18 protein-coding genes and 1 pseudogene are annotated in these 14,147 nt (G+C 53.1%); 11 read left to right on the top strand and 8 right to left on the bottom strand.

Annotated elements, in window-relative coordinates:
• Positions 1-65: 65 nt before the first annotated feature.
• Complete coding sequence (locus tag OGY18_RS01210; protein WP_003825259.1) at positions 66-725, top strand: AzlC family ABC transporter permease; 660 nt, start codon at positions 66-68, stop codon at positions 723-725.
• Complete coding sequence (locus tag OGY18_RS01205) at positions 725-1,048, top strand: AzlD domain-containing protein (RefSeq protein ID WP_003825260.1); 324 nt, start codon at positions 725-727, stop codon at positions 1,046-1,048. The genes OGY18_RS01210 and OGY18_RS01205 overlap by 1 nt, the downstream gene beginning before the upstream one ends.
• A 42-nt stretch (positions 1,049-1,090) precedes the next feature.
• Here OGY18_RS01205 and OGY18_RS01200 read toward each other — a convergent pair whose 3' ends face one another.
• Entirely contained in the window at positions 1,091-1,303 is a 213-nt protein-coding gene (locus OGY18_RS01200) for a YdgH/BhsA/McbA family protein (protein ID WP_003825262.1), read from the bottom strand.
• 129 nt (positions 1,304-1,432) lie between these two features.
• Here OGY18_RS01200 and OGY18_RS01195 point away from each other — a divergent pair, with 129 nt between their 5' ends.
• Both OGY18_RS01195 and OGY18_RS01190 read left to right on the top strand, forming a co-directional pair.
• Positions 1,433-1,954 carry a Crp/Fnr family transcriptional regulator gene (locus OGY18_RS01195; protein WP_286551348.1) on the top strand — a complete coding sequence of 174 codons (522 nt, stop codon included), beginning with the start codon at positions 1,433-1,435 and terminating at the stop codon, positions 1,952-1,954.
• A gap of 58 nt (positions 1,955-2,012) precedes the next feature.
• The gene (locus OGY18_RS01190) at positions 2,013-2,519 is read left to right on the top strand and encodes a YgjV family protein (protein ID WP_286551346.1); all 507 of its coding nucleotides are present in this window, start codon (positions 2,013-2,015) and stop codon (positions 2,517-2,519) included.
• Here OGY18_RS01190 and fdhD read toward each other — a convergent pair.
• On the bottom strand, positions 2,486-3,322 hold the full coding sequence (gene fdhD, locus OGY18_RS01185) for a formate dehydrogenase accessory sulfurtransferase FdhD (protein ID WP_197385394.1): 837 nt from the start codon (positions 3,320-3,322) through the stop codon (positions 2,486-2,488). The two genes, OGY18_RS01190 and fdhD, sit on opposite strands and share 34 nt — an antisense overlap.
• Before the next feature lie 194 nt (positions 3,323-3,516).
• Between fdhD and fdnG the strand changes: the two genes are divergently transcribed.
• From fdnG to fdhE, 4 genes are read left to right on the top strand one after another with little or no spacing between them, the layout of a single operon-like run.
• A complete protein-coding gene (gene fdnG / locus OGY18_RS01180) occupies positions 3,517-6,567 on the top strand; it encodes a formate dehydrogenase-N subunit alpha (protein ID WP_100193805.1) in 3,051 nt (1,016 codons plus the stop codon).
• A gap of 12 nt (positions 6,568-6,579) precedes the next feature.
• Positions 6,580-7,482, top strand: a complete 903-nt coding sequence (gene fdoH / locus OGY18_RS01175; protein ID WP_003825273.1) for a formate dehydrogenase O subunit beta — start codon at positions 6,580-6,582, stop codon at positions 7,480-7,482.
• Positions 7,479-8,114, top strand: a complete 636-nt coding sequence (gene fdoI / locus OGY18_RS01170) for a formate dehydrogenase cytochrome b556 subunit (RefSeq protein ID WP_286551342.1) — start codon at positions 7,479-7,481, stop codon at positions 8,112-8,114. Before fdoH ends, fdoI begins: the two co-directional genes overlap by 4 nt.
• Positions 8,111-9,040 carry a formate dehydrogenase accessory protein FdhE gene (gene fdhE / locus OGY18_RS01165; RefSeq protein WP_003028685.1) on the top strand — a complete coding sequence of 310 codons (930 nt, stop codon included), beginning with the start codon at positions 8,111-8,113 and terminating at the stop codon, positions 9,038-9,040. Before fdoI ends, fdhE begins: the two co-directional genes overlap by 4 nt.
• A 43-nt stretch (positions 9,041-9,083) precedes the next feature.
• Here the strand turns inward: fdhE and nadS are convergent, their stop codons facing one another.
• Together nadS and OGY18_RS01155 are read right to left on the bottom strand one after the other, a co-directional pair.
• Positions 9,084-9,371 carry a NadS family protein gene (nadS, locus tag OGY18_RS01160; protein WP_038635893.1) on the bottom strand — a complete coding sequence of 96 codons (288 nt, stop codon included), beginning with the start codon at positions 9,369-9,371 and terminating at the stop codon, positions 9,084-9,086.
• Positions 9,372-9,500 (bottom strand): annotated as a pseudogene (locus tag OGY18_RS01155) (type II toxin-antitoxin system RelE/ParE family toxin); the annotation flags it as partial.
• A 188-nt stretch (positions 9,501-9,688) separates the two neighbouring features.
• Here OGY18_RS01155 and OGY18_RS01150 point away from each other — a divergent pair.
• The 3 genes from OGY18_RS01150 to OGY18_RS01140 all read left to right on the top strand — a co-directional run bounded on the left by OGY18_RS01150 (position 9,689) and on the right by OGY18_RS01140 (position 11,184).
• Positions 9,689-10,597: an alpha/beta hydrolase gene (locus OGY18_RS01150; protein WP_286551339.1), complete on the top strand. Its 909-nt coding sequence runs from the start codon at positions 9,689-9,691 to the stop codon at positions 10,595-10,597.
• A 64-nt stretch (positions 10,598-10,661) separates the two neighbouring features.
• Positions 10,662-10,904, top strand: coding sequence for a type II toxin-antitoxin system ParD family antitoxin (locus tag OGY18_RS01145; RefSeq protein WP_003825282.1), 243 nt, complete (start codon positions 10,662-10,664; stop codon positions 10,902-10,904).
• On the top strand, positions 10,897-11,184 hold the full coding sequence (locus OGY18_RS01140) for a type II toxin-antitoxin system RelE/ParE family toxin (protein ID WP_003825284.1): 288 nt from the start codon (positions 10,897-10,899) through the stop codon (positions 11,182-11,184). The genes OGY18_RS01145 and OGY18_RS01140 overlap by 8 nt, the downstream gene beginning before the upstream one ends.
• Before the next feature lie 5 nt (positions 11,185-11,189).
• On the opposite strand, the gene fabY is transcribed toward OGY18_RS01140, so the two are convergent.
• The 4 genes from fabY to yihX are packed head-to-tail and all read right to left on the bottom strand — an operon-like array spanning position 11,190 to position 14,075.
• Positions 11,190-12,131, bottom strand: a complete 942-nt coding sequence (gene fabY, locus OGY18_RS01135; protein WP_003825286.1) for a fatty acid biosynthesis protein FabY — start codon at positions 12,129-12,131, stop codon at positions 11,190-11,192.
• Positions 12,132-12,175: 44 nt separating this feature from the next.
• A complete protein-coding gene (gene dtd / locus OGY18_RS01130) occupies positions 12,176-12,613 on the bottom strand; it encodes a D-aminoacyl-tRNA deacylase (RefSeq protein ID WP_003825289.1) in 438 nt (145 codons plus the stop codon).
• Positions 12,610-13,482 (bottom strand): virulence factor BrkB family protein, encoded by an 873-nt coding sequence (locus tag OGY18_RS01125; RefSeq protein WP_008786998.1) that lies wholly within the window; start codon positions 13,480-13,482, stop codon positions 12,610-12,612. Before OGY18_RS01125 ends, dtd begins: the two co-directional genes overlap by 4 nt.
• Positions 13,476-14,075 (bottom strand): glucose-1-phosphatase, encoded by a 600-nt coding sequence (yihX, locus tag OGY18_RS01120; RefSeq protein WP_003825293.1) that lies wholly within the window; start codon positions 14,073-14,075, stop codon positions 13,476-13,478. Before yihX ends, OGY18_RS01125 begins: the two co-directional genes overlap by 7 nt.
• Positions 14,076-14,147: the final 72 nt, after the last annotated feature.

Here is a 14,147-nt window from a genome sequence, read left to right as displayed (position 1 = left end):
CGACTTGTAATATTAACTGGTCGCGTTCATTATAATGGAAATTCGTTCGATATGGCTAAAACGGTATGAAACATTATTTTTCCAGTCTCAAAGGCGACACGATAAAAGCAATATTTTTAGTCTGTCTGGCCGTCGGCGTAGTCGGCATGTCATACGGCTCGCTGGCGATGGCCTACGGCTTCCCGCTGTGGGTACCGTTTGTGCTTTCGATTACGGTACTGGCGGGTGCGTCCGAATTTATGTTTATCGGCATCGTCGCCAGCGGCGGTAACCCACTGGCGGCGGCGGCGGCCGGTTTACTGGTCAACGCCCGACACGTGCCGTTTGGCGTCACGGTGCGCGACCTGGTGGGCTCCCGGGCTGCGAGTTTCCTCGGCTGTCATATCATGAACGACGAAAGCGTAGTCTTTGGCCTGTCGCAAAAAACGCCCGAACAACGTAAAGCCGCCTTCTGGCTGTGCGGTCTGGGCGTCGCGATTTTCTGGCCTGTTGGCACACTGATCGGCGCGGGCGTCGGCAAACTGCTCCCCGCCCCGGAAACCATCGGTCTGGATGCCGTCTTCCCTGCAATTTTATTAGCCTTAGTGGTCCCGGCCTTTAAAAACCGCACCACGCTGATTCGCGCCTGTAGCGGTGCCGGGTTGTCGCTTGCCGCCATCCCCTTTGCGCCGGTCGGTTTACCGGTTCTGCTCTCACTGTTTGGCTTACTGACGAGGAAAAAATAATGGGCAACATGACGCTGTTTATCGTCGGTATCGCCATGTTATCTCTGGGAACGTATTTAATGCGTTTAGGAGGAGCGAAGCTTGGGAGCCGTTTAGCGTTCTCGGAACGCTCGCAGGCGCTGCTTTCCGACGCCGCAACGGTATTACTGTTCTCCGTTGCGCTGGCGACCACCTTTTACGAAGGTGAACACTTCGCTGGCATGGCCCGCGTGCTGGGCGTGGCTTTTGCGGTATTTCTCGCCTGGCGCAAGATGCCGCTAATCGTGGTGATCGTCGCTGCGGCAGTGGTGACGGCGCTGCTGCGAATGGCGGGCATAAACTAAAAAAGCGCCTCAAGGGCGCTCTTTCGACAGTACTAAGGTATCTTATTTCAGCAGTTCGGCGGTCATGTGCACGCGGTTACCGGTATAGGCCTGAGTGATTTTGTAATCGCTGGCACCTGCGCGTTCAGCCTGAGCAGCGATTTTTGCTTCAGCGCTTTCCAGCGTAGAACCGGTTGCGGTCACTGTCTGAGCAGCGAAAGAACCGAATGAAGTAGCCAGAGCGATAACTGCGACAAAAGTTTTGATGCTTTTCATGATATAAACCCTTTAACTTAGCTGTTTGAGTAAGGCACCGTGCCTTGATGTGATAAATAATAGGCTGATACTCGAACAACTGAAAGCGGAAGGATTTGCCAGTCTTATTCAAATTATTTGAGAGATAAGATGTTACGTAATCAGGAATCACAATGGCTTGCTGGCAGCCGTAGAAAAACGCAACCGGCGGGTAGTTGGTTACTTCGTCAGGGTGAACCACAAAGTAAAATTCATCTTTTACATCATGGTGTGGCTCGTGCGGTTTATCACGCGGACAACGGCGTTGAAAGGGTTAAAGAGTTCTACTTTGCCGGGGAATACTGCTTTCTGTACCTGAACTGGCTAACTAACACGCCTGCCGATTACAGTCTGCAAATGATCGCCGCTGGAGAAACCACTGAAATCCCCTTGGCTTTGCTGGATACGCCGGAAAATCAGGATATTAAGACCCAGCTACTGGTCCAGCAATTGATCTACAAAGAGAAAAAAGAGCAAATGCTGCTGCTCAATACCCCAGAGCAACGCTACCAGTACGTACAAACGCACTTCCCGGACTGGGAGTCACAGCTCACCCAGCGCGATCTCGCCAACTATATCGGCATTACCCCCGTTAGCCTGTCCCGCATTCGCCAGCGTCTTAACAAAGGTTAACGCCTTACGGTGATGCGTCGATTATTGTCCCGTAACTCTTTAATAGATGGCGACCACAATGAACGCATTTCTTCTTTCTCAGATGCTGGCTGGCATCAGCTTCTTACTGGATATTTCCGCTTTTCATTTTCAACGCCGGGCTATCACTTTAACGCTGCTCACCAGCTCCACTTCTCTGTTAGCTATCCATTTCTATCTTTTGGATCAACACGCTGCGGCTGGGTTAATGATCATTGCCGTATGCCGCTACGCGACAGCCATCGTCACCTTTCACCGCTGGGTGATGTGGGGATTTATGCTGGGGTCGCTGCTGTGTAGCATTTATCTTTGGCAAAATCTGTCGAGTATATTGCCGCTGATGGGAAGCCTGCTGATGACATTTGCGTCATTTCAAAAACGCAGCGGAAAATTACGGGGATACACCTTGTGTGGCAGCCTGTGTTGGCTGCTGAACAATGTGATTGTTGGCTCGCCAGTTGCCGTAATCATGGAACTGGCATTTTCCGGCAGTATTCTGGCCGCCTGGTGGCGTCACAGCGCGGCCAGACGTTGCGGATGCGTATAGATCGTCGCCCTGCCCGGTTTGCAAAAACCCACCAGCGTCAGGTTACAACGTTCGGCAACTTCCACGGCGAGCGTTGTCGCCGCAGAAACAGCAAACAGGATCTCCACACCGCACATCGCCGACTTCTGCACCATCTCATAACTGGCGCGGCTGGAGACTAATACCGCGCCCTGTTGCCAGGTTTCCCCTTCGATTGCACGTCGTCCCAGCAGTTTATCCAACGCAACATGACGTCCAACATCTTCATGCCCGCCCGCCAGATGACCTGACGGTTGTACCCAGGCAGCCGCGTGCGTGCAGCCTGTCAGTTGCCCCACGGGTTGAAAATCGTTGAGATGTCGTAAAGCGTTATCAAGATTCGCCAGATCGAATGTCTGGGTAAACGGCAGCGGCTGGACCGGCTTGCCAATGTCATTGAGCTGCTCCACGCCACAAACGCCGCAACCGGTGCGACCGGCCAGCGCGCGACGACGCTCCTTCAACCCCATAAAGCGACGGCTGGACAGTTCAACCTGCACTTCCAATCCGTTGCAGGAAGGCACTACGTCCATTCCGTAGATATCCTGCGGGGACTCAATAATGCCTTCAGAAAGTGAAAAACCCATCGCGAAGTGCTCAAGATCTTTCGGTGATGCCATCATCACCACGTGCGAAATCCCGTTGTATACCAGCGCAACAGGCACTTCTTCAGCTACCTCATCAGGCTGAGGATGTTGCAAATCCTCGCGTTTCCAGAGGGTCAACTGGCGAGATCCTGTCGAAGATGTCACATTCTTGATGTTTTCTTGAATAATCTTATTCACTTTCTTTTAACCATATTGGAACACGCATACCAACATTGTGGTATTCTTTACAAATCCCTCCTGGACGGAGGGAAATTCACCCAATTCTGGACCTTTGCGGTCCCGTCCGCAAAGAAAAATAACAACCACTTCCCTCGCGTTCGCGTTACAGAAAAGCGAAGGGAACGTGACAATGTCGAAACAAGGAGCGAACCATGCAGGTCAGCAGAAGGCAGTTCTTTAAGATCTGCGCTGGCGGTATGGCAGGCACCACGGCAGCGGCACTGGGCTTTGCACCCGGCGTAGCGCTCGCGGAAACACGGCAATATAAACTGCTGCGCACCCGCGAAACCCGTAACACCTGCACTTACTGTTCCGTTGGCTGTGGACTGTTAATGTACAGCCTCGGTGACGGCGCAAAAAACGCCAAAGCATCCATCTTCCATATCGAAGGGGACCCGGATCACCCGGTGAACCGTGGCGCGCTGTGCCCGAAAGGGGCAGGACTTGTGGACTTCATCCACTCCGAAAGCCGCCTGAAATTCCCGGAATATCGCGCACCAGGCTCAGATAAGTGGCAACAGATTAGCTGGGATGAGGCATTTGACCGCATCGCTAAGCTGATGAAAGAAGACCGCGACGCTAACTACGTGGCACAAAACGCTGAAGGCGTAACCGTTAACCGCTGGCTTTCCACCGGAATGCTGTGTGCTTCCGCTTCCAGTAACGAAACCGGTTATTTAACGCAAAAATTCTCCCGCGCGCTCGGTATGCTCGCGGTCGACAACCAGGCACGCGTCTGACACGGACCAACGGTAGCAAGTCTTGCTCCAACATTTGGTCGCGGTGCGATGACCAACCACTGGGTTGACATTAAAAACGCCAACCTCGTCGTGGTGATGGGCGGTAACGCCGCTGAAGCTCACCCGGTCGGATTCCGCTGGGCGATGGAAGCCAAAATTCACAACGGTGCGAAGCTGATTGTTATCGATCCACGCTTTACTCGAACCGCTGCGGTGGCTGATTTCTATGCGCCAATTCGTTCCGGCACTGACATTGCTTTCCTGTCAGGCGTTTTGCTGTACCTGCTGAACAACGAAAAATTCAACCGCGAATACACTGAGGCCTATACCAACGCCAGCCTGATCGTGCGTGAGGATTACGGTTTCGAAGATGGCCTGTTCACCGGCTACGACGCGGACAAACGCAAGTATGACAAAACCAGCTGGAACTACGAGCTGGATGAAAAAGGCTTCGCCAAACGCGATGTCACCCTGCAACATCCGCGCTGCGTGTGGAACCTGCTGAAACAGCACGTCTCCCGCTACACGCCGGACGTCGTAGAAAACATCTGCGGTACGCCAAAGGCCGACTTCCTGAAGGTCTGTGAGTACATCGCAGAAACCAGTGCCAAAGATAAAACCGCGTCGTTCCTGTACGCCCTGGGCTGGACGCAACACTCCGTGGGTGCGCAGAACATCCGTACCATGGCGATGATCCAGTTGCTGCTTGGCAACATGGGGATGGCTGGCGGCGGTGTTAACGCCCTGCGCGGTCACTCCAACATTCAGGGCCTGACCGACTTAGGCCTGCTGTCACAAAGCCTGCCAGGCTATATGACGCTGCCAAGCGAGAAACAGACTGACCTGCAAACCTACCTTGCCGCCAACACGCCAAAACCGTTGCTGGAAGGTCAGGTGAACTACTGGGGCAACTACCCGAAATTCTTCGTTTCGATGATGAAAGCCTTCTTTGGCGATAAAGCGACAGCGGAAAACAGCTGGGGCTTCGACTGGCTGCCGAAGTGGGATAAAGGGTACGACGTCCTGCAGTACTTCGAGATGATGAATCAGGGCAAAGTGAATGGCTATATCTGCCAGGGCTTTAACCCGGTCGCGTCATTCCCGAACAAAAACAAAGTTGTGGCTTCACTGTCCAAACTGAAGTTCCTGGTCACTATCGACCCGCTCAACACCGAGACCTCCACCTTCTGGCAGAACCACGGTGAGTCAAACGATGTTGATCCGTCGAAAATCCAGACCGAAGTATTCCGTCTGCCGTCCACCTGCTTCGCTGAAGAGAACGGTTCTATCGTTAACTCCGGTCGCTGGCTGCAGTGGCACTGGAAAGGCGCGGACGCCCCGGGGATTGCCGTTACCGATGGCGAAATCCTCGCCGGTATCTTCCTGCGTCTGCGCAAGATGTATGCCGAGCAAGGTGGCGCGAACCCTGAACAGGTGCTGAGCATGACCTGGAACTACTCCACCCCGCACGAACCGGCTTCGGAAGAAGTGGCGATGGAGAGTAACGGTAAAGCGCTGGCCGACATTACCGACCCGGCAACCGGTGCGGTTATCGTCAAGAAAGGCCAACAGCTTAGCTCGTTCGCCCAACTGCGTGACGACGGCACTACCTCCAGCGGCTGCTGGATTTTTGCCGGTAGCTGGACGCCGGAAGGCAACCAGATGGCGCGTCGCGATAATGCCGACCCGTCAGGCCTTGGCAATACGCTGGGCTGGGCATGGGCGTGGCCGCTCAACCGACGTATTCTGTACAACCGCGCCTCTGCTGATCCGCAGGGGAATCCGTGGGATCCAAAACGTCAGATCCTGAAATGGGACGGGGCAAAATGGAGCGGGATGGATATTCCGGACTACAGCGCCGCCGCACCGGGCAGCAACGTTGGGCCGTTCATCATGCAGCCGGAAGGGATGGGACGCCTGTTTGCTATCGATAAGATGGCGGAAGGTCCGTTCCCGGAACACTACGAGCCGTTTGAAACGCCGCTGGGAACTAACCCGCTGCACCCGAACGTTATCTCTAACCCTGCCGCACGTATCTTTAAAGGTGACGCGGAAGCACTGGGTAAAGCAGATAAGTTCCCGTACGTCGGTACAACCTACCGTCTGACCGAGCACTTCCACTACTGGACCAAGCATGCGCTGCTGAATGCCATCGCTCAGCCGGAACAGTTTGTGGAAATTGGCGAGAAGCTGGCGAATAAGCTCGGTATCTCCCACGGCGATACCGTCAAAGTCTCCTCTAATCGCGGCTACATTAAGGCCAAGGCGGTGGTGACCAAACGTATTCGCACGCTGAAGGCTAACGGTAAGGATATCGACACTATCGGTATTCCGATTCACTGGGGCTACGAAGGTGTGGCGAAAAAAGGCTTTATCGCTAACACGTTAACGCCATTCGTCGGTGATGCGAACACGCAGACGCCGGAATTTAAGTCCTTCCTCGTGAACGTGGAAAAGGTGTAACGGAGACGACCTATGGCTTATCAATCGCAAGACATCATTCGTCGTTCCGCCACTAACGGTTTCACCCCCGCGCCTCAGGCGCGGGACCATCAGGAAGAAGTGGCGAAGCTTATCGACGTCACCACCTGTATCGGCTGTAAAGCGTGTCAGGTGGCGTGTTCTGAATGGAACGACATCCGTGATGAAGTGGGCAACAACGTTGGGGTGTACGACAACCCGGCTGATTTGACCGCCAAATCCTGGACGGTGATGCGCTTCTCGGAAGTGGAACAAAACGACAAACTGGAATGGCTTATCCGCAAGGATGGCTGTATGCACTGCGCCGATCCGGGCTGCCTGAAGGCGTGTCCGGCTGAAGGCGCAATCATTCAGTATGCCAACGGTATCGTCGACTTCCAGTCTGAGCAGTGCATCGGCTGTGGCTACTGCATCGCGGGCTGCCCGTTCGACGTGCCGCGCCTCAATCCGGAAGACAACCGCGTCTACAAATGTACGTTGTGCGTTGACCGTGTTGTGGTCGGGCAAGAACCGGCCTGCGTGAAAACCTGCCCAACCGGTGCCATTCATTTCGGCACCAAAGAGTCGATGAAAACCCTGGCAGGCGAACGCGTGGCGGAGCTGAAAACGCGTGGTTACGAAAACGCGGGTCTGTACGATCCGGCGGGTGTTGGCGGTACGCACGTAATGTACGTATTGCACCATGCGGACAAACCGAATCTGTATCATGGCCTGCCAGAGAACCCAGAGATCAGCGCTACCGTTAAGTTCTGGAAAGGCATCTGGAAACCCCTCGCAGCCGTCGGCTTTGCAGCGACATTTGCGGCCAGCATCTTCCACTACGTCGGCGTAGGCCCGAACCGTGCGGAAGAGGAAGAAGACAATCTGCATGAAAAAGACGACGAGGTGCGCAAATGAAACGACGTGACACCATCGTGCGCTACACGGCGCCGGAACGCATCAACCACTGGATCACCGCCTTCTGCTTCATTCTTGCGGCGGTGAGCGGGATGGGCTTTCTCTTCCCGTCTTTTAACTGGCTGATGCACATCATGGGCACTCCACAACTGGCGCGAATTGTGCACCCGTTTGTCGGCGTGATCATGTTTGCCTCGTTTATCACCATGTTTTTCCGTTACTGGCACCACAATCTAATCAATCGGGATGATATCTTTTGGGCGAAGAATATTCGTAAGATTGTCGTCAACGAGGAAGTAGGTGACACGGGACGTTATAACTTCGGCCAGAAATGCGTATTCTGGGCGGCGATTATCTTCCTGGTCCTGTTGCTGGTGAGCGGAGTGGTCATCTGGCGTCCGTATTTTGCGCCTGCTTTCTCAATCCCGGTGATCCGATTCGCGTTAATGCTGCATTCATTTGCCGCAGTAGCGTTAATTGTGGTTATCATGGTGCACATTTACGCCGCCCTTTGGGTGAAAGGCACCATTACCGCGATGGTGGAAGGATGGGTTACCAGTTCATGGGCGAAGAAACATCACCCGCGCTGGTACCGTGAAGTCCGCCAGAAACAGGAAAAGTCATCTGAATGAGTATTCGCATAATCCCGCAAGATGAGCTGGAGAAGAGCGAGAAACGCACGGCGGATATGATTCCGCCGTTATTATTCCCCAGACTCAAAAATTTGTATAACCGCCGCGCTGAGCGCCTGCGCGAGCTGGCCGAGAACAACCCACTGGGCGACTACCTGCGCTTTGCCGCGCTGATCGCCCACGCGCAGGAAGTGGTACTGTACGACCATCCGCTGCAGATGGATCTGACCGCTCGCATCAAAGAAGCGAACGATCAGGGCAAACCGCCGCTGGATATCCACGTCCTACCACGCGACAAGCACTGGCAAAAACTGCTGCAATCGTTAATTGCTGAGCTGAAACCAGAAATGAGCGGCCCTGCGCTTGCCGTGATCGAAAATCTGGAAAAAGCCTCAGAGCAGGAACTGGAGCTGATGGCCAGCGCGCTGTTTGCCTCTGATTTCGCCTCCGTCAGCAGCGATAAAGCACCGTTTATTTGGGCTGCCCTGTCGCTCTACTGGGCGCAGATGGCAAGCCTGATCCCCGGCAAAGCCCGTGCGGAATACGGCGAACAGCGTCAGTACTGCCCGGTGTGTGGTTCAATGCCGGTCTCCAGCATGGTGCAAATCGGTACTACTCAGGGGCTGCGCTATCTGCACTGCAACCTCTGCGAAACCGAGTGGCACGTGGTACGCGTGAAGTGCAGCAACTGCGAGCAAAGCCGTGATTTGAACTACTGGTCGCTGGATAACGAACAGGCGGCAATTAAAGCTGAAAGCTGCGGCGACTGCGGGACTTACCTGAAGATTCTCTATCAGGAAAAAGACCCTAAAGTTGAAGCCGTGGCTGACGATCTCGCTTCACTGATGCTGGACGCGCACATGGAGCAAGAGGGCTTTGCCCGCAGCTCCATCAACCCGTTCCTGTTCCCAGGTGAAGGGGAGTAAGTTTTAAGATCTTCCCCCGGCAATTGAACCAAACTGCCGGGGATTATCTTAGTGCCTGAATGACATGTTTTGGATCATTGGCAATAGCACGTAACAACGCTTTTGCTGGACCGGTCGGTGAACGACGCCCTTGCTCCCAATTTCGCAACGTATCCACGCTTACCGATATCAAATCTGCGAAACGAGTCTGTGATAATCCTGAAGACTGGCGAATTTCCTTTATTTTCATGGCGTCAATATGAAAGGTACGGGAAGGTTGTCGCGTTCCTTCAGCGATCTCATTCATCTGAACCATACTTTGAGTTAATCGCTCAAATAGTGCCTTATCCATTTACCACCTCTCATTCAACATACGCAGCAGCACTTTTTCTTGTGGAGTAAGATCATCCTTGATCCCTTTCTGATAAATCAGCAACAATCGAATTTGTGATTTTCTGATTTGATGAAAGTAAATAATCCTCTTAACTATACGTCAATGGCGTATAGTACATTTTCCTCACAATACCGAATTCAAACAGCAGAAACCAATGACGGTTTTTAATCTGCGAGCCGCTTTCCAGAATCATACCTGCCCCCATTTTTCCCATTTTCATTCTTAGTTATCCAGGTTATAAACCTGTATATCTATACAGATAAGGGGATGTAAAAATGGCACTGGAAAGCGGGATTGCACAGCTGGTTGAGGCATTTATCGTGGCGGGGCGCCCTTCTTCGCGCGAGCAGAATATTGATGACCGGAGAGCAGGCTATATCGCCAGCACGGTCCTGGCCGGAGACACTGAAACCCGCGTACAAGTTGAAGATATTGAACTCGATGCCATGATGTTTCGCGTAGTTTCGCCGCGGGGCAGCACGGGAAATCTCCCCTGCGTTATCTATTACCACGGTGGCTGCTTTGTCAGCGGCGGATTTGCCACACATGATAACCAGTTAAGGCAACTTGCCTGGTACAGCGGCTGTCGGGTCATTGCGGTGCAGTATCGCCTCGCACCTGAGCACATCTTCCCGGCAGCACATAACGATGCTGAAACCGGGGCCAATATTATCTGGAAGTATGCCCAGAAACTGGGTGTCGACCGTAGCAACATTACGCTGGCTGGCGACAGCGCTGGCGGGCATCTGGCGCTGGTCACCTCACTACGCCTGAAAGCTACCAGGCAGTGGCAACCTGCGCAGCTTATGTTGATCTACCCGATGCTGGACGCAACCGTCAGGTTTGCGAGCTATGACCATAATGGACAGGATTACATTATCACCCGCGACACGCTGCTGTCGGGCTACGAGATGTATATGCCGCAAACCGATCCATTGCATCCCGAAGTCAGCCCACTCTGGCGCGAAGACTTCAACGGTTTACCGCCCACGCACATCATTACAGCTGAATTCGACCCACTGCGAGATGAAGGCGAGGCCCTGTATCAACGGTTCCAGGAGCAGGGCGTGGAGTGCACTTGCCAACGCTATCTCGGCGTTATCCACGGATTTTTCCAGTTGGCTGGGGTGAGCCAGGCAGCACGAAGCGTTATGCGGGATGTGGCCTGGCGGCTAGGTCAGTAAGGTTGTTCATGTTTTCGTCCACGGGTGCTATCTTGTGTGAATAGATAACACAAAGGACAAACCTATGCCCAGAACTACCAGCATTACAATTGGCGAGCATCTCGATCGTTTTATTAACGAAATGATTGAAAGTGGGCGCTATGGTTCCACCAGCGAAGTTGTCCGTTCAGCATTACGTTTACTGGAAGAACAAGAATTGCGAAACAACGCATTACGCGACGCGCTGGAGGATGGGATACACAGCGGCACAAGCGACCTGACTCTACAGGAGGTCGCGCACAGGAAAAAGCGCAGTCTGAATGTATAAACTCTCTAATCAGGCAGTCGAAGACTTTGAATCTATCTATGAATACACCTGGAGAAAATTCGGTTATCAGCAGGCGGATAAATACACGACTGAGATGGAACAGCTTTTTTTACTGTTAGAGAAAAACGCTTTGATGGGTCACAACTGTTCTGCGATTAAGGAAGGTACCCGTCAATACAATCATCGACAGCATGCGATTTTTTATCAAAATGCGGATTATGGCATTTTCATAATCCGCATTTTACATCAGCAAATGAACCCAATATTACATTTTAGCTAGAAGGCCTACTCTTCCTCGTTCCCGCCTTCTTCATATGCGCCAAACGGTTTTGCGGGTAGCACAATGTAGGTGCCTTCAAACACCACGCCCGGCGTGTCATCGCCAAACACCCCAACCTGCATCTGAACGCGCGCCTTGCGACCTCTTGCCAGACGGTCCAGGTCACCGCTCAGCGAGCCCAGATCGGCGATAGCGGTAGGTTTCCCGGTGATCGGCCTGCTGTATCGGATATGTGCGTCGGCAAGGATTATCGTCCCGCCCAGATGACGCTCACGCAGCATCAGCCAGATAAGTCCCCAGCCCGTTAGCGTCGCCAGGGAAAACAGACTCCCGGCAAACAGCGTATGGTGCGGGTTCTGATTGCCCGTCTCGGGCATCGTGGTGATAAATTTCTGCCCGGTATATTGCTGAATGCGCACACCCATTTTCTCACTCAATGGAATATGTTCGTACCAGGCTTGCTGTAGCTGTCCGCACCAGTCCCCGCGATGGAGAATGTCGTCCAGCGTCGCAATAGGCTTAATCATCAAAAAGTGACGCACCGGCGTGGTTTGCGGTGTGGTGATTTCTCCCTGGCTCACAAATCCCAGTTTGGCGAAAAATTCGACCGCATCTTCACGGGCGCTACAGGTTACGCGTTTGACTCCTTCCTGACGCGCCACAGACTCCAGGGTCATCGCCATCAGCGTGCCCAACCCTTTCTCCTGCACGGAAGGGTCAACGGCCATAAAGCGTATGGAGGCTTCGTTATCCGCATTGATATACAGTCGGCCAACTGCGACCAGATTTCCCTCTTCGTCCACCACCATCTGGTGATGCGCCATCGCATCCCAGGCATCCCGTTCGGAGCCTTTAGGCTGGTGCAAAGGTTTACGCAACATCTCCCAGCGAAACTGGTAGTAACGCTCCAATTCTTCTTCTGTTTGCGGTACTCGAAGGTGATACATAGTCGTATTCTCTCTTGTTGTCCGCGGCCACACCGGTAGCTGGTTCATACTTGTAACCAGAACGTCACGGGGCCATCATTAACCAGTGAAACCTGCATATCCGCAGCGAATCGACCGGTTTGCGTATTCATTTCCTGTTGGCGGCAACGCTCAACAAAGTACTCATACAACGCCTCTGCACGATCGGGCGCAGCCCCTTTTGAAAACCCCGGGCGCATGCCGCGTTCGGTATCTGCCGCCAGCGTGAACTGTGAAACCACCAGCACGCTGCCCCCTGACTGCTGCACGTTAAGGTTCATTTTGCCTTCGGCATCGCTAAAGATTCGATAGCCGAGTACGCGCTCGCACAGGCGGTTCGCTTTCTGTTCGTCATCATCCCTTTCGACACCTAACAGGACCAAAAGTCCTGGGCCAATTTCACCCGTCACCTCGCCCTCCACGGTGACGCTGGCACGGGTTACGCGCTGAATTAATGCAATCATGGTTGCTCTGCTTCTTCTTGTTCTGCGGCTTGTTTAAGTTTGCGGTATTCCCCGAGAGTGACAGTTATTTCCGCGCCTAGCAAGACGATACACCAGGTCCAGTATACCCAGACGAATAAAATGGGGATCACCGCCAGGACACCGTAAATGAGCTGATAAGACGGGAACATCGTGATATAGAGCGCAAATCCTTTCTTTCCGGTTTCGAACAACACAGCGGCCACAAAGGCGCCAATAACCGCATCACGGTTGGGTACACGCGTAGTCGGTACGATGCTGTAAAGCAGCCAGAACGAGAGCCAGGAAAGCACCAGCGGGAAAATACGCAGGACGTTATCAATCACCGTGTTGAGATCGCTGGCCCAGCGCAATGACAACAGATAAGAGCTGATTGCCAGACTGGCCCCCGCCAACAGCGGCCCCAGCGTTAAAATCATCCAGTAAACGGCGAAAGAGTAAACTTTAGGCCGAGTACGCTTGCTGCGCCAGATAGTATTCAGGGCGTTATCAATGGAATACATCAGTAATAACGCTGTCACAATCAGCCCGCACGCCCCAACGGCCGTCATTTTGTTCGAGTTGGCGACGAACTGTTCAATATAACGCTGAATGACATCTCCCGTCGCCGGGATAAAGTTTGCGAAAATGAAATGACGTAGCTGGACACTGACGTCAGAAAACATCGGAAATGCGGCGAAAAGAGCAAAAACTACGGCAATAAGCGGCACTAATGAGAGCAATGAGACATAGGCAAGATTCCCTGCCAGCGTCGTCATGTTGTCCTCATCAATCCGCTGCCATAGTAGCTTCAGCCAGGCCCGAACAGGACGCGTATGGTGCCTGGCTTGTTGCTGAACATTTTTTAGCATAGCAACTTCGCGAAATAGTCCGGAATGGTCGTTTTATCGACAACCTGGATGCTGGTAATCCCTAACCGATTAGCCCCTTCAATATTATCGGCGTTGTCGTCGAAAAATACCGCCTCATGCGCAGAAAAACCTTCAGACTGCAGGACATGCTGGTAAATCCGCGCTTCCGGTTTACGCATGCCCAGATCCTGGGAAAGGTAAATATGGTCAGCAGCCTGGCGGATTTCGGGGTATTCGTCCGGCCAGAACGTCGTGTGCAGACGGTTAGTATTCGACAAGACGACCACCCGATGCCCCTGCTCACGCAGCTTTTGCATGACGTCGATGACTTCAGGACGCAAGGCAACAAAAACAGCCTGCCAGCCATGGGAGAACTGCTCATAGCTTAACGGTAGCGCCATGTCATGACATATCGCCTCGGCAAAGGCTTCATCCGTTATTTCACCTCGCTCGTGCTGGTGAAAAGCCTCTCCCATGGTGAAACTTTGCTTTAACGAAGCCAGCGGTACACGGCTCAGATCGCTCCAAGTTCCTAACACGCGATTGAAGTCGATATCGACAATCACATTACCCAAATCAAAGATATAGAGCATGCCCTTCTCCTTATTCGCCGTGGATGAATAACTGTAGCGGGAAAGGAGAAGTTTGACTATGCGAGAGTGATG

The sequence above is a fragment of the Citrobacter sp. Cpo142 genome (assembly GCF_030332425.1).
GTDB classification, from domain to species: domain Bacteria; phylum Pseudomonadota; class Gammaproteobacteria; order Enterobacterales; family Enterobacteriaceae; genus Citrobacter; species Citrobacter portucalensis.
This window is presented reverse-complemented; position numbering and strand designations above follow the sequence as displayed.